The sequence below is a fragment of the Dactylosporangium sp. CA-139066 genome (assembly GCF_050936175.1).
Taxonomy (GTDB): Bacteria; Actinomycetota; Actinomycetes; order Mycobacteriales; family Micromonosporaceae; genus Dactylosporangium.
Map to the genome: position 1 here is coordinate 6,498,208 of NZ_JBNJNH010000001.1, position 22,620 is coordinate 6,520,827.

The 22,620-nt window shown below is 70.8% G+C and carries 21 protein-coding genes; 1 reads left to right on the plus strand and 20 read right to left on the minus strand.

The window, feature by feature from the left end; all coding sequences use genetic code 11:
- Positions 1-58: 58 nt before the first annotated feature.
- Positions 59-1,468, minus strand: a complete 1,410-nt coding sequence (locus ACQEVU_RS29840) for an ABC transporter substrate-binding protein (protein ID WP_433329288.1) — start codon at positions 1,466-1,468, stop codon at positions 59-61.
- A gap of 686 nt (positions 1,469-2,154) precedes the next feature.
- On the opposite strand from ACQEVU_RS29840, the gene ACQEVU_RS29845 reads away from it, so the two are divergent.
- Positions 2,155-5,094, plus strand: coding sequence for a M36 family metallopeptidase (locus tag ACQEVU_RS29845; RefSeq protein ID WP_433329290.1), 2,940 nt, complete (start codon positions 2,155-2,157; stop codon positions 5,092-5,094).
- A 135-nt stretch (positions 5,095-5,229) separates the two neighbouring features.
- Here ACQEVU_RS29845 and ACQEVU_RS29850 read toward each other — a convergent pair whose 3' ends face one another.
- The 19 genes from ACQEVU_RS29850 to ACQEVU_RS29940 form a co-directional block, all read right to left on the minus strand.
- The gene (locus ACQEVU_RS29850; protein ID WP_433329292.1) at positions 5,230-6,006 is read right to left on the minus strand and encodes an SDR family NAD(P)-dependent oxidoreductase; all 777 of its coding nucleotides are present in this window, start codon (positions 6,004-6,006) and stop codon (positions 5,230-5,232) included.
- Complete coding sequence (locus ACQEVU_RS29855; protein ID WP_433329294.1) at positions 6,003-6,728, minus strand: FadR/GntR family transcriptional regulator; 726 nt, start codon at positions 6,726-6,728, stop codon at positions 6,003-6,005. Before ACQEVU_RS29855 ends, ACQEVU_RS29850 begins: the two co-directional genes overlap by 4 nt.
- Before the next feature lie 243 nt (positions 6,729-6,971).
- Positions 6,972-8,618 carry an AMP-binding protein gene (locus ACQEVU_RS29860; RefSeq protein ID WP_433329296.1) on the minus strand — a complete coding sequence of 549 codons (1,647 nt, stop codon included), beginning with the start codon at positions 8,616-8,618 and terminating at the stop codon, positions 6,972-6,974.
- Positions 8,615-9,400: an enoyl-CoA hydratase/isomerase family protein gene (locus tag ACQEVU_RS29865; protein WP_433329298.1), complete on the minus strand. Its 786-nt coding sequence runs from the start codon at positions 9,398-9,400 to the stop codon at positions 8,615-8,617. The genes ACQEVU_RS29860 and ACQEVU_RS29865 overlap by 4 nt, the downstream gene beginning before the upstream one ends.
- 49 nt (positions 9,401-9,449) lie before the next feature.
- Positions 9,450-10,322, minus strand: a complete 873-nt coding sequence (locus tag ACQEVU_RS29870; protein WP_433329300.1) for an amidohydrolase family protein — start codon at positions 10,320-10,322, stop codon at positions 9,450-9,452.
- The gene (locus ACQEVU_RS29875; RefSeq protein WP_433329302.1) at positions 10,319-11,068 is read right to left on the minus strand and encodes an SDR family NAD(P)-dependent oxidoreductase; all 750 of its coding nucleotides are present in this window, start codon (positions 11,066-11,068) and stop codon (positions 10,319-10,321) included. The genes ACQEVU_RS29870 and ACQEVU_RS29875 overlap by 4 nt, the downstream gene beginning before the upstream one ends.
- Positions 11,069-11,101: 33 nt before the next feature.
- Entirely contained in the window at positions 11,102-11,950 is an 849-nt protein-coding gene (locus ACQEVU_RS29880) for a hypothetical protein (protein ID WP_433329304.1), read from the minus strand.
- Positions 11,943-13,112 (minus strand): acyl-CoA dehydrogenase family protein, encoded by a 1,170-nt coding sequence (locus ACQEVU_RS29885; protein ID WP_433329306.1) that lies wholly within the window; start codon positions 13,110-13,112, stop codon positions 11,943-11,945. Before ACQEVU_RS29885 ends, ACQEVU_RS29880 begins: the two co-directional genes overlap by 8 nt.
- 38 nt (positions 13,113-13,150) lie before the next feature.
- Complete coding sequence (locus ACQEVU_RS29890) at positions 13,151-13,936, minus strand: crotonase/enoyl-CoA hydratase family protein (RefSeq protein WP_433329308.1); 786 nt, start codon at positions 13,934-13,936, stop codon at positions 13,151-13,153.
- The gene (locus ACQEVU_RS29895) at positions 13,933-14,697 is read right to left on the minus strand and encodes an SDR family NAD(P)-dependent oxidoreductase (RefSeq protein ID WP_433329310.1); all 765 of its coding nucleotides are present in this window, start codon (positions 14,695-14,697) and stop codon (positions 13,933-13,935) included. The genes ACQEVU_RS29890 and ACQEVU_RS29895 overlap by 4 nt, the downstream gene beginning before the upstream one ends.
- A 32-nt stretch (positions 14,698-14,729) precedes the next feature.
- The gene (locus ACQEVU_RS29900; RefSeq protein ID WP_433329312.1) at positions 14,730-15,920 is read right to left on the minus strand and encodes a thiolase family protein; all 1,191 of its coding nucleotides are present in this window, start codon (positions 15,918-15,920) and stop codon (positions 14,730-14,732) included.
- A gap of 39 nt (positions 15,921-15,959) precedes the next feature.
- Positions 15,960-16,835 (minus strand): alpha/beta fold hydrolase, encoded by an 876-nt coding sequence (locus ACQEVU_RS29905; protein WP_433329314.1) that lies wholly within the window; start codon positions 16,833-16,835, stop codon positions 15,960-15,962.
- A 51-nt stretch (positions 16,836-16,886) separates the two neighbouring features.
- Positions 16,887-17,594 carry a class II aldolase/adducin family protein gene (locus ACQEVU_RS29910; RefSeq protein WP_433329316.1) on the minus strand — a complete coding sequence of 236 codons (708 nt, stop codon included), beginning with the start codon at positions 17,592-17,594 and terminating at the stop codon, positions 16,887-16,889.
- Positions 17,595-17,629: 35 nt separating this feature from the next.
- Positions 17,630-18,784 carry an acyl-CoA dehydrogenase family protein gene (locus ACQEVU_RS29915; protein ID WP_433329318.1) on the minus strand — a complete coding sequence of 385 codons (1,155 nt, stop codon included), beginning with the start codon at positions 18,782-18,784 and terminating at the stop codon, positions 17,630-17,632.
- Positions 18,785-18,786: 2 nt separating this feature from the next.
- Positions 18,787-19,284, minus strand: a complete 498-nt coding sequence (locus ACQEVU_RS29920) for a nuclear transport factor 2 family protein (protein WP_433329320.1) — start codon at positions 19,282-19,284, stop codon at positions 18,787-18,789.
- Positions 19,281-20,036, minus strand: coding sequence for an ABC transporter ATP-binding protein (locus ACQEVU_RS29925; RefSeq protein WP_433329322.1), 756 nt, complete (start codon positions 20,034-20,036; stop codon positions 19,281-19,283). The genes ACQEVU_RS29920 and ACQEVU_RS29925 overlap by 4 nt, the downstream gene beginning before the upstream one ends.
- A complete protein-coding gene (locus ACQEVU_RS29930; RefSeq protein WP_433329324.1) occupies positions 20,023-20,805 on the minus strand; it encodes an ABC transporter ATP-binding protein in 783 nt (260 codons plus the stop codon). The genes ACQEVU_RS29925 and ACQEVU_RS29930 overlap by 14 nt, the downstream gene beginning before the upstream one ends.
- Positions 20,802-21,722 (minus strand): branched-chain amino acid ABC transporter permease, encoded by a 921-nt coding sequence (locus tag ACQEVU_RS29935; RefSeq protein ID WP_433329326.1) that lies wholly within the window; start codon positions 21,720-21,722, stop codon positions 20,802-20,804. The genes ACQEVU_RS29930 and ACQEVU_RS29935 overlap by 4 nt, the downstream gene beginning before the upstream one ends.
- Positions 21,719-22,609 (minus strand): branched-chain amino acid ABC transporter permease, encoded by an 891-nt coding sequence (locus ACQEVU_RS29940; protein WP_433329328.1) that lies wholly within the window; start codon positions 22,607-22,609, stop codon positions 21,719-21,721. Before ACQEVU_RS29940 ends, ACQEVU_RS29935 begins: the two co-directional genes overlap by 4 nt.
- Positions 22,610-22,620: the final 11 nt, after the last annotated feature.

Below are 22,620 nucleotides of genomic sequence, written 5' to 3' on the forward strand. Positions count from 1 at the left end.
TCAAGACCTCGCACGGCCCGGCCGGGGCCCGCCGTTCGGCGGGCCCCGGCCCGGCGCGCTACGCCTTCAGGGACCAGAGCCGGACGTCCGGCACGGCGTCCAGAGCGGTCTGGAAGCCCTCGACCTTCTTGGTCATGCCATAGAACGCGACCTGGTCGTAGAGCACCGCGCTGCACCGGTCCTCGTCCATGAACTTCTTCTCGATCTGCACGTACAGCTCGTCGCTGCGCGCCTGGTCGGTGGTCGACAGCGCCTCGTTCTGCAGCTTGTCGTACCCCTGCGGGTCGTTGCAGTACTTCACCGCCGCGGCGCTGCCGGAGAAGTACGCGTAGAACGAGTCCGGGTGCGCGAACACCGGGAAGTTCTGGACCGAGAAGATCGCGTAGTTGCCGGTGCTGCGCTCCTTGCGCAGTTCGGCGTTCTCCAGCGGCACCTGCTGCACCTCGAAGCCCGCGGCCTCCAGCATCGCCGACACGGCCTCACCGACCTGCTTGTCCTTGGGGTAGAAGCCGGTGGTGTACAGGTAGCGCAGCTTCGGCTTGCCGCCCACCTCGGCCACCAGCGCCTTCGCCTTGGCCAGGTCGAACTTCTGGTACGTCAGGTCCGGCTTCTTGCCCATGATGTCGCCGGCGAACAGCGGGTTCACCCGGGCTCCGGTGCCCCCGAAGATCGCCTTCGCGATGCCGTCGTAGTCGATGGCCGCCTGGATCGCCTCCCGCAGCCGGACGTCCTGCAGCGGCGCGGCGTTCGCGTTCATGCTGACCATCATCTTGTAGAGGGTGGGCATGGAGACCACCTTCAGGCTGGGCGTTGCGTCGACCTCCTTGACCAGCTCGTTCGGCAGGTCGAAGGCCATGTCCGCACCGCCGCTGCGCAGCAGGGCCGTGCGGGTCGCCGCGTCGGCCGCCCAGCTGTAGGTGATGCCGGCCAGCTTCGGCTTGCCGCCCCAGTAGTCCGGATTCGCGACGATCGAGAAGCTCTGACCGGAGCGCAGCTCGGCGAACTTGAAGGGACCGGTGCCCACCGGCGCCCGCCCGAAGGCGTCGCCGTCGGTGCCGTACGCCTTCGGATCGACGCCCATGACATTGGTGAAGACCTTGGGGAGCGCGATGTACGGCAGCTTCGTCGTCACGATGATCGCGTCGTCGCCGTCGGCCTTCAACCCGACGACCCGGGTGTGGTACGGCCGGAAGCCGGACTTCGGCTCGTCCCGGTACTTCTCGAGCGTGAAGATCGCCGCGGCCGGGTTCCACGGCTCACCGTTGTGGAACTTCACGCCGGAACGCAGCTTGAACCTCCACTCCGTCGGGCTTTTGCGCTCCCACGACACGAAGAGCCCGGTGTCGTTGGGCTCGAGGGTCTGCTTGTTGAAGCCGACCAGCGGATCGAACAGTCCGCCGACGATGCGGAGATTGCTGTAGTTGCTGTAGACCGGATTGAAGGTGGGCGGCTCCGCCGGCAACACCACCCGGAGCGGCTTGGTTGACAGCTCGCCCGAGCTCGATGCGGCGGGATCGGCGCCGGAACAGCCTGAGAGGAACGCTAAGCCCACGGCCAACGCGGCAACGAGCCGGACCTTCCAAATACGAGGTCGAAGAGATTGCATGACGCTCCCGGTGAACAGAGGCGGCGGGGTGGGGGGTGGGAGTACGCGCTTTCCGCAGGCCAGGGGCCCACGGACGGAAGATTGCGGATTACATTCCATCCAGTCGGTATGCCACCGTAACTATGTGATCGGAGTCATGTCAACGGTCAGCGCACCCCTGGAAGGTGCCGACTGCGACGGGCCGACGCCCGTCGGACGACAGCTGTCGATCAGCCATCTGGCAACATGAACTGAGACGCCGGCGCGGGTCCACCATCGGGTCTGTGGGCCGAATGTCCGTCATCGCAGTTGGTGAACATTCGCGCAAATCGCGGCGTGTCCGGAAGTGCCGGTACATCGCCGGGCAGGCACCTTGATCGATTTGCCCGTTGTCACCCGAAGCGCCGTTACGCCGCCCGGGCCGGGCCGAACCGTCGCCTTGCTGTCCATTGTGGACCACAAACTGCGAAACCTGGTGTCCCTGCGCCGGGCCGTGATAGGCCCTATGAGATCCACTTGGCGCCCCCATGAAGCAACACGCGCCCCCATCAACCAGAGGAGAACCGATCGTGCGCACATCTGGGTTGAACCCCAGGCGCTGGCGGGGCAGGACGCTAGCCGCGTTCACAGCCGCCGCCGTCGTGGCGACGAGCGCGGTGACCGCCGCGCCCGCCGCTGCCGATCCCAAGCCGAACCCCGGAAAGGCCCATGACGTCGACGGGCACGGCCCGAATGACGTCGACAACCGTCGCGGCGGCAAGGCGCCGACCGCGAAGCAGAAGGCGGCCGCCGACCGTGTCGGTGCCGCGAAGGTCCGCTGGAACTCCCTCGGCGAGCCCGAGGCCGTCGGCCCGGACAAGGCCCTGGCCACCGGCCTGACCGGCGACCCGGTCGCCGCCGCCCGCAAGTACCTGCTGGACAACCAGGATCTGTACGCGCTGGACGCCCCGGCGGTCGACGCGATGCAGCCGATTTTCGTCCAGCCGCTCGGCACCGGCACCGTCGTGCAGCTGCAGCAGCGCTTCGGCGACCTGCCGGCCGGCCACGACGGGCTCGTGTCGATCCTGCTCAACAACGGCAACGTCGTTCGGGTCACGTCGTCGCTCACCCGTGACACCGCCGCGCCGGAGCCGGCGACGCTGTCGGCGGCCGATGCCGTCGCCGCGGCCCTGGCCGACGCCGGACTCACGGCCGGTCAGATCAGCGCGCCCGACGTGCTCGAGGTGGCCGTGCCCACCCCGGAGGACGGGGTGCGGGCCGCCTACCAGGTGACCCTGGTCTCGACCGACGCCGACAACCCCACGGCGTACTCGACGTTCGTCGACGCGCGCACCGGCGGCATCCTCATCCGTGAGGACATGGTCGACTTCGACTCCGACAACCCGAGCTGGGCCGTCTTCCCGACGACCGCGCCGCAGCAGGTCACCCCGGGCACCGACTCGCGTGTGACCTGGTGCTTCACCCCGATGATCAACTGTGCGAAGACCGTGAGCGACGCCTCCTCGGGCAAGGCCTGGGACGTCAACCAGCTCACCGGTCAGCCGACGCTCACCTCGACGGGCAACTCGGCCAACAACCTGGTCTCGTGGGGCGGTGGCGTGGCGGCCTTCCCGGCGGCCACCAAGACGGACCGCAACTACAACTACGCGTTCACCGACCAGTGGCACGAGTCCAAGTGCAACCCGGACGTGTTCACCTCGGCGACGCGCAACGACGCGGACGCGGCGGTGTCGAACCTCTTCGGCATGCACAACGCGATGCACGACTTCAGCTACCACCTGGGCTTCACCGAGGCCGCGTGGAACATGCAGGTCGTCAACAACCACCCGGGCGGCCTGGGCAACGACCCCGAGCAGGGTCGCGCGCAGTCCGGCGCCCTGAGCGGCAGCCGGAACAACGCCAACCAGAGCACGGGCCGCGACGGCGCGACGTCGACCACCAACATGTACCTTTGGCAGCCGGTTGCCGGCTCGGCGTACCCGCCGTGCGTGGACGGCGACTACGACATGACCGTCATCGGGCACGAGTACACCCATGCGATCACCAACCGCATGATCGCCGGCCCGAACAGCGGCATCTCCGGCGCGCAGGGCGGCTCGATGGGCGAGGCGTGGAGCGACCTGGTCGCCGCCGAGTACCTGTACGAGAACGGCCTGCGCGCTCCGGGCGACACCGAGTTCGTCACCGGCGCCTACGTCACGGGCAACGTCCACGAGGGCATCCGCGACTACGACGCCAGCAAGAGCCCGCTGAACTACTCGGACTTCGGCTTCGACCTGGTCGGCCCCGAGGTCCACGCAGACGGCGAGATCTGGGTCGCCACGAACCTGCGAGTGCGCAAGGAGTTCGTCAGCCGCTACGGCCTCGGCACCCCGGAGCTGCAGCAGAAGTGCGCCGACGGCCTCGTCGACGTCGCGTCCTGCGCCGGTAACCGGCGCTGGATCCAGCTGATGTTCGACTCGTTCCTGCTGCAGGCGTCCAGCGGGGCCACGATGACCAGCATGCGCGACAACATGCTGGCCGCCGACCTGGTCCGCTTCGGCGGGGCCAACCAGGACATCATCTGGAAGGGCTTCGCCGAGTCCGGCCTGGGTGAGGGTGCGACGGGCGCGCCGTCGGACACCGACCCGACGCCGAGCTTCCACTCGCCGTACGCCAACAACGCGACCGTGACCCTGCGGCCGATGGCCGGTTCCGCCGGCGCGAACGTCACGCTGTACGTCGGCGACTACGAGGCCCGGGCGACCCCCGTGGCCGACACCGACCCGTCGACCCCGCTGCCCGACACGTTCCAGATCCTGCCCAACACCGAGTTCCACTTCGTGGTCAACGGCAAGGGCTGGGGCAGCCAGAAGTTCACCGCCACCTTCAAGCCCGGCAAGCAGGACCTGAAGCTCAAGCTGCCGCAGAACATGGCATCTTCGGCTCTGGGCGCCGTGGCGACGGGTGACGGCGTCAACCTCGACAAGATCAACGACGAGACCGAGGCCACGAACTGGGCGTCGCAGAACGGCGTGGCCGGCAAGACGGTCACGATCGCCCTGGCCGGTAACAAGCCGGTCAACGTCCAGTCGCTCAACGTCAGCGCCCTGCTGCGCCCGGCCCTCAAGGGCGACGTCGACTCCCCGACAGCGAACCAGAACCGGTTCAGCGCCCTGCGCTCGTTCGCGGTCCTCACCTGCGACGCCACGAAGGCCGACTGCAGCCAGGACTCGAGCTACAAGGAGGCCTACCGCAGCACCGACGACGCCTTCCCGGGCGGCGCCTGGCGCCCGGTGGCGCCGCAGCTGAACCTGCGCACCTTCAACATCCACCCGACGCTGGCCACGCACGTCCGCGTGGTCGTGCTGTCCAGCCAGTGCACCGGCAACCCGTTCTACGCCGGTGAGCAGGACAACGACCCGCGGGCGAACACGGACTGTGCTACCAACAGCCCGTACCGCAACGAGGTCCGCATCGCCGAGGTGCAGGTCTTCGGCTCCAGCGGCAACATCACGCCGGAGCAGTAGGCAACACCCTTCAGGGCCCCGCCGGCATCGTCCGGCGGGGCCCGCACGCGTGATCAGGCGGTCAGCCGGCCGCGGGGCAGGGCTACTGGGCCCCGCACCGCGGCGGTTGCTGCCGTACGACCATCCGATCCGTCGTCAGCGGGAGGTCATGCCGCCGTCCGGGACCAGCACCGAGCCCGTGAAGAAGCTCGACTCGCCGGACAGCAGGAAGCAGGCCGCGGCGGATACCTCGTCGGCCTCGCCGATCCGTCCGAGCATGGTCACCTCGGCCATGCGTCCCTCGGCGTCGTCGTCGGCCTCGATCAGCCGCTGGGTCATGGGGGTGCGCACCGTGCCGGGCGCCAGGACGTTGACGCGGATGCCGTCGGCGCCCACGTCGAGCGCGAGCTGCCGGGAGAAGGACACGATCGCGCCCTTCGCGGCGGAGTACGCCGCCAGGTGCGGGCGGGCCACGAGCGCGGCGACGGACGCCAGGTTCACGATCGAGCCGCCGCCGGCCTCCCGCAGCAGCGGCAGGGCCTCGCGGCACACCAGAAACGTGCCGGTGACGTGCACCGCGAGCATGCGGTTCCACCTGGCGAGCGAGAAGTCCTCGATGGGGCAGTGCTCGGCGTACCCGGCGGCGTTGAGCACTGCGTCGATACGCCCCATGCGGTTGCGTGCCATGGCGACCGCGCCGCGGACCGCGTCCTCGTCGGCCACGTCGCAGCCGATCCCGATCGAGCCGGGCAGCTCGGCCGCGACCGCCTCCGCCCGCTCGGCCTCGACGTCGGTGACGACCACCCGCCCGCCCTCGCCCGCGTAGCGGCGGGCGGTCGCGGCGGCGAGACCGCCCGCCCCGCCGGTGACGAGCAGGACGCGGCCGCTGAACCGCGTCGCCGCCGGGGTAGCCGGACTGCAGGCCGTCGTCATGTCCCGTACATCTCCCAGGTCAGCACTTCGTCCATCACCGAGCCGTACTTGCGCTCGAAGTACGTCAGCGTCTCCTCCATGTGCTCACGCATCGCCTCGTGCGCGGCGCTGGCGTCGCCCGCCTCGACCGCCTTCCACACGCGTTCGTGCGCGGCCAGCACGGCCTTGCGGCTGCGTGGCGGGTACTCGACGCCGAGCGGGGTGCCGTCGGTGATCCAGTGCAGCGAGTTGAGGAAGTAGCTGAACACCGGGTTGGCCGCGCCCTGGGCGATGAGCTCGTGGAACCGGTGGTTCTCATCGAGGAAGACGTCGCTGTCGGCCAGCCCTGCCCGCATCCGGTTGATCGACTCCTGCAGCTCGGCCCGCAGCTGCGCGTCGGCCCGCTCGGCGCAGAGCGCGGCGGTGATCGGTTCCATCCACGCGCGGGCCTCGACCGCCGCGCGGAAGGGCGTCTCCGCGAACTGCATGAGCAGGGCGAGGGTGCTCGCCAGGTGCCGGGAGTCCGGTGTCGAGACGATCGGCCCGCCGCCTCGCCCGGGCCGGATGGTGACCACGCCCTGCAGCTCCAGCACCCGCAGGGCCTCGCGCACGGTGCTGCGCCCCACGCCGTACTGCTCGATCATCTCGTGTTCGGCCGGTAGCATCGTGCCAGGTGCCAGCTTCTGCTTCTGGATCTGGCGCACGATTCGCTGGGCGACGACGGTCGCCCGCTTCGGCGGCATACCAGGCTCAACCGATCTTGGCGTCATGTCAAGCATATGCCCGGCCCCCAGCCACTAGATGTCCGCCGAAGCGGCGTCGGAGCTGCTAGGGTCGCGGATGACGAGAGCCGTCCCGCCATCTGGCTCACCCTGTCCCGCCGCGCTCGAACAGCAGCATCGTCATTATCTGCTTACTATTATCAGAATAACGCTCGTGCAGCAGTATCGGTGGACCGTGCACGATTGTCCAGCACCGACTGTCGATCATGGACGAGACTCGCGGTCCGCGGTCAGTGCGTCAACCCCGGCCCGGCGCAGCTCACCCTTGCGAACCTTGCCGGACGGCGTGAGCGGAAGCTCGTCGGCGAAGCGGATGTAACGCGGCACCGTGAACGCGGGCAGCTTCAGCGCGCACCAATCCCACAGCTCCTCGGCCGTGAGCTCGAGACCATCCTGGCGGACCACGACGAGCAGGAGCTCGTCCTCGCCCGCCTCGGCGTCGGCGGGGACGGCGACCACCGTGCACTCGGCGACGGCGGGGTGAGCCAGGATCGGCTGCTCGACCTCGAACGAGCTGATGTTCTCGCCGCGCCGGCGCAGTGAGTCCTTGAGCCGGTCGACGAAGTAGTACCAGCCGTCGGCGTCGCGGCGCAGTCCGTCTCCGGTGTGGAACCACAGGTTGCGCTGCGCCTCGAGGGTCCGGTCCGGCATGTTGTAGTACCCGGAGCACATGGTCCACGGCAGTTTCGCGCGCACGACGAGCTCGCCGACCTCGCCGACCGGCACCTCCTCGTCGGTCTCGGGATCGACCAGCCGGACGTCGAAGTAGTCGTCCACGAGCAGGCCGGCCGCGCCGGGCGGGCGCTCCAGCCCGTACGGGGTGAGGATCGGCATCGCGATCTCGGTGAGCCCGAAGTTCTCCACGAACGCCTCGATGGCGAACCGCTCCCGGAAATCGGCGAGGATCGACGTGGCGGCGGGCACGGCGTAGAGGCAGCGCAGCTGGTTGTCGGCATCGTCCGCGCGGCGTGGCTGCTTGTACACCCAGTCCATCATCACGCCGACGAAGTTGGTCACCGTGGCCTGCGAGGCGCGCAGCTGGTCGACCCACCGGCTGGCGCTGAACTTCGTCTGCAGCACGAACCGGGCACCGGCGATCAGCGCCGGATAGGCCGCCAGGAACTGGGCGTTGCCGTGGAACAGCGGCCCGACCGACATGTAGACGTCGGTCTCGGTCAGCCGCGTCAGCGAGACGCACTCGTCGGCGAAGAAGTACATGTGGGCGTGGGGCATCATCACGCCCTTGGACAGCCCCGTCGTGCCCGACGTGAACAGGATGGCCGCCAGATCGGACATGCCGACGGCCGGCAGCGTGGCCGGGCGGGGCGAGTCCGCCAGTGCGGTGAACGGCGCGGCCTGCCAGCCCGCGTCGCGCAGCACGGAGACGGCGGTCTCGACCGAGGGCCCGTCGCCGACGACGTAGAAGGTCCGGATCGACCGCCGCGCGGCGTCGAGCTCGAGGAACCGGTCGACGAAGTCCGTGTGCACCACCGCGGCCCGCGGGTCGACGGTGCCCACCTGGTGCTCCAGGAATGACCCGCTGTAGGCGTTGTTGATCGGCACCTCGACGAGGCCGGCCACACTGGCCCCGAACCACGCCGTGAGGTACTCCAGCCGGTTCGGCGCCATGATCAGCACGCGGTCGCCCGGCACGCAGCCGCCGGCCAGCAGGCCGCCGCCGATGCGCTCGGCGACGTCGAGGGTCTGCGCGTACGTCAGCTCCACGCCCTGATCGGGCACCTGGACGTAGACGCGGTCGCCGTGGGTGCGGGACCGGTCGCGCAGGACCGCGGGCAGCGTCCAGTCACGCCGGTCGGGGTAGGTCAGTTTGAGGTCGCGGTAGTACATCATTGCTCGTCAACCCTCCGCTGGGCGCGGCTCGGGAACCGTGGCCGGCGCTTCTCCATGAACGCCGTGGCGCCCTCTCGCATGTCCTCCGAACCGATGGCCTGCACCAGCATGCCGAGGCCGGCTATGTAGTTGTCCCGGCAGGCGTTCCACCAGACGTTGGAGCTGATCTTCGCGATCTCGAGGTAGCGCGCGCTCATGCCCAGCAGGTCATCCGCCCATCGCCCCACCTCGGCCTCCAGGTCCTCGTCGTCGACGACGGCGTTGATCCAGCCCAGCTCGAGGGCCTGCTCGGCGGTGTACCGGCGGCAGAGCATCGCCACCTCCTTGGCCCGCTTCTCCCCGATCGACATGGCCAGCAGGTTCGTGCCGCCGAGGACCGGTGCGCTGCCGACCCGCACCCCGGTCTGGCCGAACGTCGCGCTGCGCGCGGCGATCGCAAGGTCGCAGGCCACCACGAGCTCGTTACCGCCGCCCGCCGCGGCCCCGTTGACCGCGGCGATCACCGGCCGCGGCGACGTCCGGATGGTTTCGAACAGCTCCAGCGACGCGTAGAACATCCCGCGCAGCTGCACCGGGTCGGGGTCGGCCAGGTTCGCGAGGTAGCCACCGGCGCAGAAGGCCCGGCCGGTGCCGGTGAGGACGATGACCCCGGCGTCCGCGGCGTCGCGGATGGCTCGGTTGAGCTCCTCCCCCATCGCCTTGTCGTAGGCGTTCATCCGGTCGGCCCGGTTCAGCCGAATCCAGGCCACGTCTCCGCGGCGTTCGGCGACAACGTCTGTCATGTGTATCCCCTCTTGCTGTCGGCCCGGTGACCCGCGCGCACGGCGCGGTTCAGGCCTCGATGCTGAGCAGCCGGGCCAGGTTGCCCCCCAGCACGGCCGCGGTGTCGTCGGCGGACAGGCCCAGCGCCCGGATGGCCTCGATCTCGGCCGCCGGGTCGGCCATCGGCCAGTCCGAGGCGAACACGACCCGGTCGGGGCCGTGCCGCTCGACGACGGCGCGCACCCGCTCGGGCTGCAGCGCCGCCAGGCTCGGCGGCCAGGATGTGTCCAGGTACACCGGCAGGCCGCACACGACCTCGGCGGCCTGCTCGAAGTGCCGGTACCCGCCGAAGTGACAGGCGATCAGGTCCAGGCGGGGAAACAACCGCGCCAGCTCGGCCAGCATCACCGGGCTGCACCGTTCGCCCGGGTCGTCCCCGGCGGCGCCGACGTGGATGACGACGGCGAACTCCCCCTGCATCGCGTCGAGCGTGGCGTGCAGCCGCGGGTCGTCGAGGCGGACGTTCTGGAACATCGGATGGATCTTGGCGCCGCGCAGTCCGTGCGCCCGCAGGCTCGCGACGTTCTCCTCGGGACTGAGCCCCGGGTGTACCGAACCGAATCCGATGAACAGGCCGGGGTCCAACGACCCGGCGAAGCGGTTGGCGTTGTCCACCCGGTCCGGGGTGTTGGCCACGCCGAGGCAGACCGACCGGTCGACGCCGGCCGCCGCCATGACCTCGGCCAGGCCGGCGACCGTCCCGTCGCCGAAGCGCTTCAGGTCCGATACCGAACCGGCGAGCGCCTTCTTCGCGACCCGATCCGGATAGACGTGCGTGTGCCCGTCGATGACCAGCCCGCCGTCACCTCCGCTCCGCTCCGGCGCCGACGAAACCCTGTGCTCATGGTGAGCGGCCACTCCGCTGCGCTCCGTACCGCTCACAGCTTGCTGACCTCGCCCCCGTCGATGACCACGACGGCACCGTTGACGAAGTCCGACAGCGGCGAGGCCAGGTAGCAGACCAGCGGGCCGAACTCGTCGGGGTGCCCCATCCGCCCGGCCGGGATCTTGCGCAGCCGCCGGGTGAGCGTCTCCGGCGACTCCAGGACAGCGGCCTGGGCGTCGGTTTCGAACGCCCCGGGGGCGATCGCGTTGACCTGCACGCCGAACCGGCCCCACTCGGCGGCCAGCGCCTTGGTGAACTGCACGAGCGCGCCCTTCGACGCGGAGTACGACACCAGGATCGGCTTTCCGTTGATCCCCGAGGTGCTGGCGACGTTGATGACCTTCCCGGAGCGCTGCGCGAGGAAGTGCCGGCCGGCGGCGCGCGCCAGCGCCGCCGGGGCGCGGACGTTGACCGCGAACACCTCGTCCCACTGTTCCTGCGACTGCTCGGCGAAGGGGCCGGCGGGCGCGATGCCGGCGTTGTTCACCACGATGTCGAGCCGGCCGAAGCGCTCGACCGCGAGGTCCGCCAGCGCCGTGACCTCGTCGAGCGAGCGCATGTCGACCACCTGCACGGCGATGCGCTCCGGCGCGCTCGCACGCAGCTTCTCAAGCTCCGGGGCCGAACGAGCCACCGCGAGGACCGAGGCGCCCTCCCGGGCCAGCGCCTCGGCCGCGGCCAGGCCGAGGCCCCGGCTCGCACCCGTGACGACGGCCACGCGGCCGGCGAGATCGATGTCCATACGAGTTCGTCTCCTGGTCGAGTAGATTCCGGGTCAGGCGCCGGCGTCGCCGAGGAGCAGGTGCGCTGCCTCCCGGGCCGACATCCCGACCTCCACGCCTCGTTTCGCGGCCGCCGCGTTACGCGCGCTGATCACGCCGTCGTGATAGGTGGACAGGCCGTCGCCCATCCGGGCCGTGCGGGCATCGACGGTCGCACCGGCGAGCCCCTCAGCATCCACGATGGACAGTCCGGCCACGCCGGAGTCGTCCCGCCCGCGGCCGCCGTCGGAGCAGATGAACCCCCACGGCCGCACGGAGCGCAGATAGGGCACCGCGCTGCGCCCGGTGTGGCCGGCGGTGACCAGGACGTTGCGGTCCCGGTCCGCGCCGGTGCCGAACGCGATCGAGTCCGTGCAGATCACCTGCCGCCCGTCCGGGCCGGTCTCCATCACCGTGCGGTTGGTGATCTCGTCGGGTGCGCGGGTCTGCGGATCGATGGCGAGCAGCAGCTCGGCGGCCTGCGCAACCGGCATCCCCGGCCGGACGCCGCAGTCGGCGGCGACCGCGTTGCAGCGGCTGATCACCCCGTTGCGGTAGACGTCGACGCCGTCGCCGAGCAGCACGGTGGCCACGTCGACGGCCGCCGCCGGGATACCGAGCGCCTCGTAGTACCACAGGCCGGCGATGCCGGCGCCGTCCGGGCCGATCGCGCAGTCCAGCCCGATCGCCCCGCGGGGCTTGTGGTCGGCCACGAAGCGGGCCGGGAGCACCCCGGAGTACGACGCGCTGACCATGATGTCGCGCCCGCTGTTGCGCGCGTCGACATGGTAGGCGGAGTCGATCGCCACGACGCTGCCGCGGGGACTGGTGTACATCACGGTCTGCAGATCGGTCTCAGCCATGTGCGCGCTCCGCGACGTCGTTGCACAGCGTCCGCGCGATGCCGAGCTTGAGCACCTCGGAGGCGCCCTCGTAGATCCGCATCGGACGGGCCTGGCGGTAGTACCGCTCGATCGGGCTGTTGTGCACCAGACCCCAGCGGCCCATGACCTGCACGCACCGGTCGACCACCCGGGACGCCGCCTCGGTGGCCGCGACCTTGGCCATCGACGAGCGGTTCAGCGCCGCGGCGGGGTCCCGCCGGGCCGCGGCCGCGGCCTGGTAGGTGATCAGCCGGGCCATCTCGACGTCGTTCCAGCTGTCGGCGAGCAGCTGGGCGACCGGGCCGTGGCGGACCAGCGTCCGGCCGAACTGCCGGCGGGTGCCGGCGTGCCGGGCGGCCTCGACCAGCGCGCCTTCCGCCAGCCCGACCGCGGCGCCGGCGACCGAGACGCGGAACATCGTCAGCGTTCCGAGCACCAGGTCCATGGCCCGGCCGGGCGTGCCGAGCCTGGCCTCGGGCCCGAGCTCGACGCCGTCGAAGTCGACCTCGCCGAGCACGTGCGGGGCGATGAGCTCGGGGCTCGGGCTCACCCGCACGCCGGGCGCCGTGGCCGGTACCAGGACGAGCGACAGTCCCTCGTCCTCACGGGCGAGCGTCACGTAGAAGTCCGCGGCGCCGGCGTTGGAGATGAACGACTTGCGGCCGTTCAGCACGAGGCGGCCGTTGTCGGCGGTGAGCGCGGTGGAGACACCCTTGAGGTCCGAGCCCGCGTCGGGCTCGGTGAGCGCGAGCGCGGCCAGGCTGTCCAGGGCGGCGACCCGGGGCAGCCACTGGGCGCGCTGTTCGTCACTGCCGCCCATGGTGATCGCGTAGCTCCCGATGCCCTGCAGCGCGAACATCGAGTCCAGGTGCGACGAGGCCGGCATGAGCGCCTCGCGGACCAGGCACACGGCCACCGGGTCGATGTGCGGGTACCGTCCGCCGTACTCGGCGGGGACCATCAGTGCGGCCAGTCCGCTGGCCCGCAGCGCCTCGCGGACGCCCGGGTGTATCTCGCTGCTCTCGTCGGCCTCCGCGGCGAGGTGCGCGACGGACCGGGCGAGGTCGCGCGCCTCGGCCTGGATCGCGCGCTCCGCCGCGCCGAAGCCGAAGCCGAGGTCCTCGATGTCGATCGGTGTCATGTGGTGCGCTCCCAGCTGGGTCGGGGACGTTACCGCGGTCATCGCGCCTGCCACCGCGGCGCGCGCTTCTCCAGGAACGCGGCGGCGCCTTCGCGGGCGTCGGCCGAGCGCCGCACGGCGTCCGCGAAGGGCTCCTGGCGGTCGAACAGCTCGGCGAGCGGCCAGTCGGCCGACTCCCCGACGACCGCCTTCGACCCCTGGACCGCCAGCGGCGCGTTCGACGCGATCACCTCGGCCAGCTCCACCGCCGCCGCCAGCGCCTCGCCGTCCGGGACGACCCGGTTGACCAGGCCGAGCTCCGCGCAGCGGGCGGCCGGCAGCGGCCGCCCGGTCAGGATCGCCTCCATGGCGATGTTGCGCGGGATCCGGGCGGGGAGCCGGAAGAGACCGCCGCCCGCGGCGAGCAGGCCGCGCCGGACCTCCGGCAGCCCGAAGGTCGCACCTTCGGCGGCGACGACGAGGTCGCACGACAGCACGATCTCGAAGCCGCCGCCCACCGCGGCCCCCTCGACGGCGGCGATGATGGGCTTGCGGGGCGGGCGGCCGACGATGCCGAACGGCCCGCGCTGCTCGTCGATGGGGCGTTCGCCGGTCGTGGTGAGCGCCTTCAGGTCCATGCCGGCGCAGAACGTGCCGCCGCTTCCGGTCAGCACCGCGGCCCGCAGCTCGTCCCGCCCGTCGAGGTCGTCGAGCGCGCGGGCGATCGCCCGGGCCGTGGGCAGATCGACGGCGTTGCGCCGGCTCGCCCGGTCGATCGTGAGCACGGCGACCGCACCTCGATACTCGACGCGCAGCGAGGTGGCGGAGTCGACGACCTGGGTCATCGGGGTGCCATCCGGATCGCCCCGTCGAGCCGGATCGTCTCGCCGTTGATCATCGGATTCTCGAGGATGTGCACAGCGAGCGCGCCGAACTCGTCCGGCGCGCCCAGCCGGCTGGGGTGCGGGACCGAGGCGCCGAGCGAGTCACGCACCGCCTGCGGGAGCCGGGCGAGCAGCGGCGTGTCGAAGATGCCGGGCGCGATGGTGGCGACCCTGATGTACCGGGATGCCAGATCCCGGGCCGCGACGAGGGTCATGCCCACGACGCCCGCCTTCGACGACGCGTACGGGATCTGGCCGATCTGCCCCTCCCACGCCGCGACCGAGGCGGTCAGCACGATGGCGCCCCGCTCGCCGTCGACCGGTTCCGTCGTCGCGATCCGGGCCGCGGCGAGGCGCAGCACGTTGAACGACCCGATCAGGTTGAGCTTGACGATCGCGGAGTAGTCGTCGAGCGAGCCCGGGCTGCCGTCCTTGTTCAGCACGCGCATCGTGTGCCCGCGGCCGGCGCAGTGCACCACCGCGCGCAGCGTGCCCTGTTCCTGCGCGGCGTCGAGGGCGGCGGACACGCCTTCCTCCGTGGTGACGTCGCCGGCGACGAAGCTGGCATCCGCACCGAGCTCGTCCGCCACCTGAGCGCCGGCCGATCCGGGCAGGTCGAGGATGACCACCCGGGCGCCCTGCTTGACCAGCCGACGGGCGGTGGCCAGGCCGAGCCCGGATGCGCCCCCGGTCACCAGGGCCGAGATTCCAGCAAGGTCCACGAAACAACCTCCAAGTTCAGAAATGCCGGGGATCAGAGCCGCTCGATCACGGTGGCGTTGGCCATCCCACCGGCCTCGCACATCGTCTGCAGCCCGTACCGGCCGCCGGTGGCTTCGAGCGCGTTGAGCATGGTCGTCATCAGCCGGGCCCCCGACGCGCCGAGCGGATGTCCGAGCGCGATCGCGCCGCCGCGCGGGTTCAGCCGGGCGGGGTCGGCCCCGACCTCGGCCTGCCAGGCCAGCGGCACCGAGGCGAACGCCTCGTTGACCTCGTAGTGGTCGATGTCGCCGATCGTCAGACCGGCGCGCTCGAGCACCTTGCGGGTCGCGGGGATGGGCGCGGTCAGCATGAGGACGGGGTCGTCACCGACGACGGAGAACGCGTGGAAGCGGGCCCGCGGGCGCAGCCCGAGCGCCTTGGCGCGGCTCGCGCTCATGACCAGCAGCGCGCTCGCGCCGTCGGTGATCTGGGAGGAGTTCCCCGCGGTCACCGACCACGTGATCTCCGGGAACCGGCGGGCCACCGCGTCGTCGGCGAACGCGGGTGCCAGGGTGGCCAGCCGCTCGACGGTGGTACCCCGGCGGATCGTCTCGTCGGCGGCGACCTCGGCCTCCCCGTCGGGTGCGGGCACCCGGACCGGGATGATCTCGCCGGCGAAGGCGCCGCTGTCGGCCGCCTCGGCCGCGAGCCGGTGCGAGCGGACCGAGTACTCGTCGAGCTCGTCACGGCCGAGCTTCCACCGCGCCGCCACGAGCTCGGCGGACACGCCCTGCGACACCAGGCCCGGCTCGTACCGCCGGGTGACCGACGGGCCGGCGGTGTCCATCCCCAGCCGGGCGGCGCCCATCGGGATCCGGCTCATCGACTCCACCCCGGCCACGACGACGACGTCGTACGCGCCGGCGAGCACACCCTGGGCGGCGAAGTGCAGCGACTGCTGGCTGGACCCGCACTTGCGCTCGACCGTCACCGCGGGCACGTGCTCCGGCAGGCCCGCCGCGAGCCAGGCCATCCGTCCCACGTTGCCCGCCTGCTCGCCCGCCTGGCTGACGCACCCGACGATGACGTCGTCGACGACGGCCGGGTCGAGGTCGACCCGCCGGAGCAGGCCGGTGATGGTCTGAGCGAGCAGGTCGACGGCGTGCACGCCGCTGAGCGCCCCTCCGGGCTTTCCCCTGCCCATCGGAGTGCGAACCGCATCTACGATCACTACATCGTCCACTTTGGACTCCTTCCTGAACCGGTGGCCGCGGCCGCCGGTTCACGCGCCGAGGAAGCTCCGCATGATCCGAGCGGTCTCGCCGGGCTGCAGCTCGGGAAAGAAATGGCCGCCCGGGACGGACTCGGAGCGGACGTTCGAGCAGCGCCGCCGCCACTCCTGGCCGACGTCGAAGTGCTTGCGCACCAGCCCTTCCCCGGCCCACAGGGCCAGCGTCGGGCAGTCGACGCTCAGGTGCAGGTCCTCGCGGTCGTGCTCCAGGTCGATCGAGGCGCCGGCCCGGTAGTCCGAGCACGACGCGTGGATCATCTCGGGGTTGTTCCAGCAGCGGCGGTACTCCGCGACCATCTCCGCGTCGTACTGCTCCAGGCCCGACCCGCCGTTGCTGACCAGGCAGTTCTCGAAGTAGTAGTCCGGGTCCCCGCCGATGAGCCGCTCCGGGAACGGCGCCGGCAGCGGCAGGAAGTACCACTGCCAGTACCGCGCGGCGAGCTCACGATTGGTCTCCATGTACATGGCGTAGGTCGGCACGATGTCGAGGACCGACAGCGAGGCGACCCGGTCCGGCCGGTCCAGGGTCAGGCGGTGCGCGACCCGGCCACCACGGTCGTGGCCCGCCACATGAAACCGGTCATGGCCGAGGTGGTCCATGAGCGCGACCTGGTCGGCGGCCATGGCCCGGAAGGAGTAGGTCGAATGGTCGGCGGCGTCGCGGGGCTTCGAGGAGTCCCCGTAGCCCCGCAGGTCCGCGCACACCACCGTGAAGTCGTCCGCCAGCAGCGGAGCCAGCTTCGCCCACTGGGTCAGCGTCTGCGGGTAGCCGTGCAGCAGGATCACCGCCGGCCCGCTTCCGCCCGAAACATAGTTGATCTCGACGTCGCCGACGTCGGCCGTACCTCGCTGAAATCCCTCGAACATCGTCCACCCTCCTCGACCGCGGGAGTCGCCGACCGCCGGCGACGAATGAGATCAGCTCGCCGTGGCGAGATCCGGAAGCTGGACACCCTCCGCCGCGAGCGCCCGGCGCCCCTGCCGGCGGATGAGCTGCCAGGTCTCCTCCAGGTAGCCCACCTTCATGATCAGATCGCGCATGCCCGTGCGCATCTCCTCGGGCATCGGGGTCGCCGGCGTCGGGGTCAGCGTGACGTCCAGGCGCGCGACGTACTCCAGGGTGTGGTGCAGGCCCGCGGCGCGCGCGATCGTGTCGGACACGGTGATCGCCCCGTGCCACGGAATGAGGATCGTCGACTTGTCGCCGAGCGCGGGCGCGATCGCCTCCAGCGTGTCGTCCGGGCTCATCGCGCACTCGTCCTCGAACAGCGTCGCGAGGTTGTGCCAGCACTGCGGCGGGCGCCCGAACGCGGTCTGCGCGGTGATCCAGTGCCCGTGCGAGTGCACGATCGCGTTGACGTCGGGGCGCAGCTGGTAGATTCCACTGTGGAACGTCAGCCCGACGCTGACGTAGCGCCCCGGCGACAGGACCGTCCCGTCGAAGGCCACCTTGACGACGTCGTCGTGGGTGATCTCGGCGAGCGCGCGGTCGAAGGCGTTGCACCAGTAGGCTTCCTCGCCGGGCACGCGGATGCTGACGTGGCCGCCGATCATGTCGCCCATGCCGGAGGCGGCGAGGCCCCGGCAGGCGAGCACGACGTCGTTGCGGATCTCTGCTTCACTCATCTCGATCCCCTTCGGTTCGGGTACCTGTCCAGATTTCAAGAGGCGGGCCGCAGGCCCAGTTCCATCTCGGCGATCAGCGCCCGGTGCAGGTCGTTGCTGCCCTCGACGATCTGCAGCACCTTGGCGTCCCGGAACAGCCGGCCCACCCGGTACTCCGGCGACACCCCGGACGCCCCGTGGATCTGCACCGCGTCGGCGGCCGATCGGAAGGCGACGTCGCTGGCGTACATCTTCGCCATGCTCGTGAGCCGGCGGGCCCGCTCGCCCCGGTCGAGCGCCGCGGCCGCCGCGGTCACCAGCAGCCGGGCCGTCTCGACGCCCACCGCCATGTCGGTGATCTTGGACTGCACGATCTGGAAGTTCGCGATCTCACGGCCGAACGCCTCGCGCACGGTCGCGAACGCCCGGGCGTCGTCCAGGCAGGACTGGGCCACGCCCAGCGCCCGCGCCGCGACTCCCAGCCGCCCCCGCTCCACCGCCGTCATCGCGACGGCGAAGCCGCCGCCCTCCTCGCCGAGCACCGCGTCCGGTCCGACCCGCACGTCCTGCAGGACCAGGTCCCCGCTGCACAGCGGCCGGAATCCCAGCTTGCCGTGGTACGGGGAGACGCTGATCCCGGGGGTGTCGCGCGGGAGCAGGAAGGCGGTCACGCCGCGGTGGCGCTTCGACCGGTCGCCGGTCGCGAACGTGACGAAGAAGTCGGCGATGTCGATGTTGGTGATCCACGCCTTGGCGCCATTGATCACAAACTGGTCGCCGTCCTTGACGTAGCTCGTCGTCATGCCGGCGACGTCGCTTCCCGAGCGCGGCTCGGTGACGCCGGCGGCCCCGAAGAACTTGCCTTCGGCGAGCGGGCGCAGCCAGCGCTCCTTCTGCTCCGGGGTGCCGAAGCGTTCGATGCTGGCCCCCACGAGTCCCGAGGGCATCGAGATCAGGCAGCCCATCGCGTTGCAGACCTTCGAGATCTCCTCGATGACCTGGGCGAAGGTCACGTAGTCCAGCCCCAGGCCGCCGTACTCGGGGGAAACGGCCCCGCCGAAGAAGCCGAGCTCGCCCAGCTTGGCCAGGATGTCGCGGGGCAGCGTCTCCTGCGCGTCGTACTCGGCCACCCTTGGAGCGATTTCCGTGGTGGCGAACTCGCGAGCCAGCGCGACCAGCGCGGAGCTCTCCTGCATGGTGAGTGTCGGCACGTCTACTCCTGGTTGCTCGGGCTGGGGCTGCTCGGACCGGCACTGCCCGCGGATCTGCCGTGATCACCCAGCCGGCCCTGGGTCCAGATGCGGCGCAGGTTCCGGCGGGCGATCCGCCAGCCGTCGGCGGTGCGGACGAGTTCGTCGCGGTACTGGCCGGCGACGATGAAGTTGTCGCCGTCCGGGCGCTCCCGCACGTGCATCGACTGCAGGTAGCACGACGTCCGGGCCCGGTCTCCGGCGAGCTCGACCACGATGTTGGTGATGATGTGCTGCGTCGCCGCAAGCGGTTCGAGCGCGCCGCGGCACAGTGCTTCGATGCGCTCGTACCCGTGCTGCTCGCCGAGCGTCTCGTACACCCCGACCGCGTCGGGGGTGAAGCACGTGCGCAGCAGCTGCCAGTCACGGCTGTCCAGTGCCGTCGCGTAGCGGACGAGCACGTCCTGCACGGCCATCCGGTCGACCAGCAGCGCGAGCTGGTCCGGTTGCGGGGTGGTCATCCGGCTACCTCCGTCCGGTCGTGGTCGGATCGGCTGCCCGCGGACTCACCGAGGAAGGCCGTCACCACATCGGGATGCGACGCCAGCTCGCGGGCCGAGCCGCGCAGTACGATCTCGCCCCGCTCCAGGACGACCGCGTCGGTCGCCACCGGCAGCGCGGCCGCGGCATTCTGCTCGACCATGAGGATCGCGATCCCCCGGGCCGCGATGGCGGCGACCGAGGCCATGATCTGGTCGACCATGGCCGGCGAGAGGCCCATGGACGGCTCGTCCATGAGGATCATCTTCGGATCGGCCATGAGCGCCCGGCCGAACGCGAGCATCTGCTGCTCGCCGCCGCTGAGCAGCCCGGCCCGCTCGTTCCGGCGCTCCCGCAGGACGGGGAACATCTCGAAGCAGCTCGCCAGCGTCGACTCCCGGTTGCGGGCGTCCTTGTTCGCATAGCCGCCGATGAGCAGGTTCTCCTCGACGCTGAGCGGTGCGAAGATCCGCCGGCCCTCGGGCACCATCACCAGACCGGCCCGGGCGATCCTGTGCGACGGGGCCCGGGAGATGTCCTTGCCGTTGAAGACCACGCGGCCCGCGCTGCCCCGGATGAGCCCGGAGATCGCGCGCACGGTCGAGGTCTTGCCCGCGCCGTTCGGCCCGAGCACGACGAAGACCTGTCCCTCTTCCACGGCGAGGTCCACCCGCCGCACCGCCATGATCCCGCCGTAATGGACGCCGAGTTCCTGCACTTCAAGAAACGGCATGGGCTCGCCTTCCGAGATAGGCCTCCTGGACCTCGGGGCGTTGCACCACGGCCGCCGGATCGTCACCGGAGGCGATGAGCTGCCCCGCGTTCATCACGTAGAGGTGGTCGCAGACGCGGGTGATGAGGGGGACGTCGTGCTCGACGAGGATCTGGGTGAGCCCGTCGGCGCTCAGTTCGCGCAGCAGGCTGCCGACCTCGTCGCGCTCCTCGCGCGTCATCCCGGCGGTGGGCTCGTCGAGCATCAGCACACTGGGCTGCGCCGCCAGCGCCCGGGCGATCTCCACCCGTCGCTGCGTGCCGTACGAGAGGTTGAGCGGGAACTCCCGCGCGACCGCGGTCAGGCCGAGTCGCTCGATCGCCTCCGCCGCCGCCCGCGCGCCCTGCTTCTCCACCCGGGCGGTGTGCGCCGGGAAAAGCCAGTTGCGGGCGATGGAACGGCCGGCGAGGCGGGCGTCGGCGCCGAGCTTGACGTTGTCCAGGACCGTCATCTCCGGCAGCAGCCGCACCGTCTGGAACGTGCGGCGCACGCCGAGGCGCGCGACCGCCTCCGGGGTGAGATGCGTGTATGCGTCGCCGCGGAACACGAGCGCGCCGGCGGTCAGCCGGGTCAGCCGCGACATCGCGCCCAGCAGTGTGCTCTTGCCCGAGCCGTTGGGGCCGATCAGCCCGTACAGCCGGCCGGCCTCGAACTCGAGGTCGACCTCGTGCACCGCCTTCGTCCCTCCGAAGTGGACGGAGACCTTCTGCACCGCGAGTAGCGCCTTCATGCCCGCACCTTCTGACGCTCGGCGGCCGCGGAGGCGGCCTGCGCCGCCGCGTCCGGCTCGACGGATTGACGGCGTGAGCGCTGCAGCCGGCGCCATATGCGGCGTCCGACCCCCAGCAGCCCGTCCGGCTCGAACACCATCACCGCGACGACGACGATGCCGAAGACGATCTGCCGCCACCCGCCCTGCAGGACGGTGAACACCATCGGGAACCAGGTGACCAGCACCGCCCCGATGACCGCACCGACCCACGAACGGACCCCGCCGACGACGGCCATGGTCAATGCCGTGATGAGCAGGTCGAAGCCGAACGACTCCGGCGTGATCACCGTGAAGGTGAGCACGTTGGCCGCGCCGGCCACCGCGCCGAGCACCGCGCTCAGCACCATCATGAGGATGCGCAGGCGCCGGGCCTCCAGGCCCATCGCCCGGGTGAGGTTCTCGTCCACCCGCAGCGACGCGAAGGCGCGCCCCAGCGAGCCGCGTTCGAGCTGGCTGATCAGGACCATCGCGACGACGACGAGCCCGACCAGCAGGGGCGTGTCGAACTGGCTCGGGATGCCGAACAGGCCGACGGTGCCCCCGGTGAAGTCACCCCCGTTGGCCGCGAAGATCAGCACGATCTGATCGACGGCGAACGTGGCCATGCCGAGGTAGAGCCCGCGCAGCCGGGTCAACGGCACCGCGAGCGCCCAGCCAATCGCCGCGGCGGTGACCAGGACGACCGCCAGTGTCGCCGGCAGCGGCCAGCCCGAGGTCGCCAGGTTGGCGGCCAGGTAGCCGCCGACGCCGTAGAACGCGATGCTGGCGAAGGAGGAGACGCCGGCCCGCAGCACGACCTGGAAGCTCGCCGCCAGCACCAGGTAGATGAGGGTCTGCTGGATGACCGTGGTATTCGCTTCGTACCAGAGACTCATACCCTGTCGACCTTTGCCCGGCTGAACAGCCCCTGCGGACGGATCAGGAGGATGGCGATGATGATCGCGAAGGAGATGGCGTCGGTGTAGGTGCCCGACGTCGTCACCGTCATGATCACCTCGGAGAACGCGAGGACGTACGCCCCGGCGAGCGTGCCCCACACGCTGCCGACGCCGCCGAGGATCACGCAGGCGAACGCCTTGAGCAGCAGCGTCTCGCCGGTCATCGGGGTGATGCTGCCCAGGTGGGCCATCAGCAGGATTCCGCCGAGCCCGGCCGTCGCCCCGGCGAAGAACAGCGTGAACGCCGTCAGCGCGCGGGGGTTGATCCCCATCAGCCCGCACGTCTCGGGGTCGGCCGCGAGGGCCCGCAGCGCCCGCCCGTTACGCGACTTGCGCACCCACACCGCCAGGCCGACGACCAGGACGATCGCCAGGATGAAGATCGCCAGTCCGTCGTTGGTGAGCGGGACGGCGCCGATCCTGAAGATGCGCGTCTTGAACGAGCCCTCCGCGAGCGAGAAGGGCTGGTCGGACGTCATGCGCTGCGCGATGCTGAGCGGAATGGTGGCCGCGCCGAGGCTGGCGATCAGCATCGCCAGCTCGGCCTTGGCCTCGTCCTGTACCCGGCTTCTGATCGCCCGGAACACCACCACGTCGAGCAGGAGCGACATGGCCCCGCCGACGAGCATCGCGATCACCACGAGCAGGGGGAACGCGAGGTGCCACCGCTCGGTGATCAGGTAGCAGGCGAACGCGGAGAACATGAACACGGCGCCGTGGGCCAGGTTCAGGATGTTCAGCGTTCCCCAGGTCAGACTGAGCCCGAGCGCGAAGAGGACGTAGATACCACCCAGCACCAGGGCGTTGACCAACTGTACAGCCACCGCCGCACTCC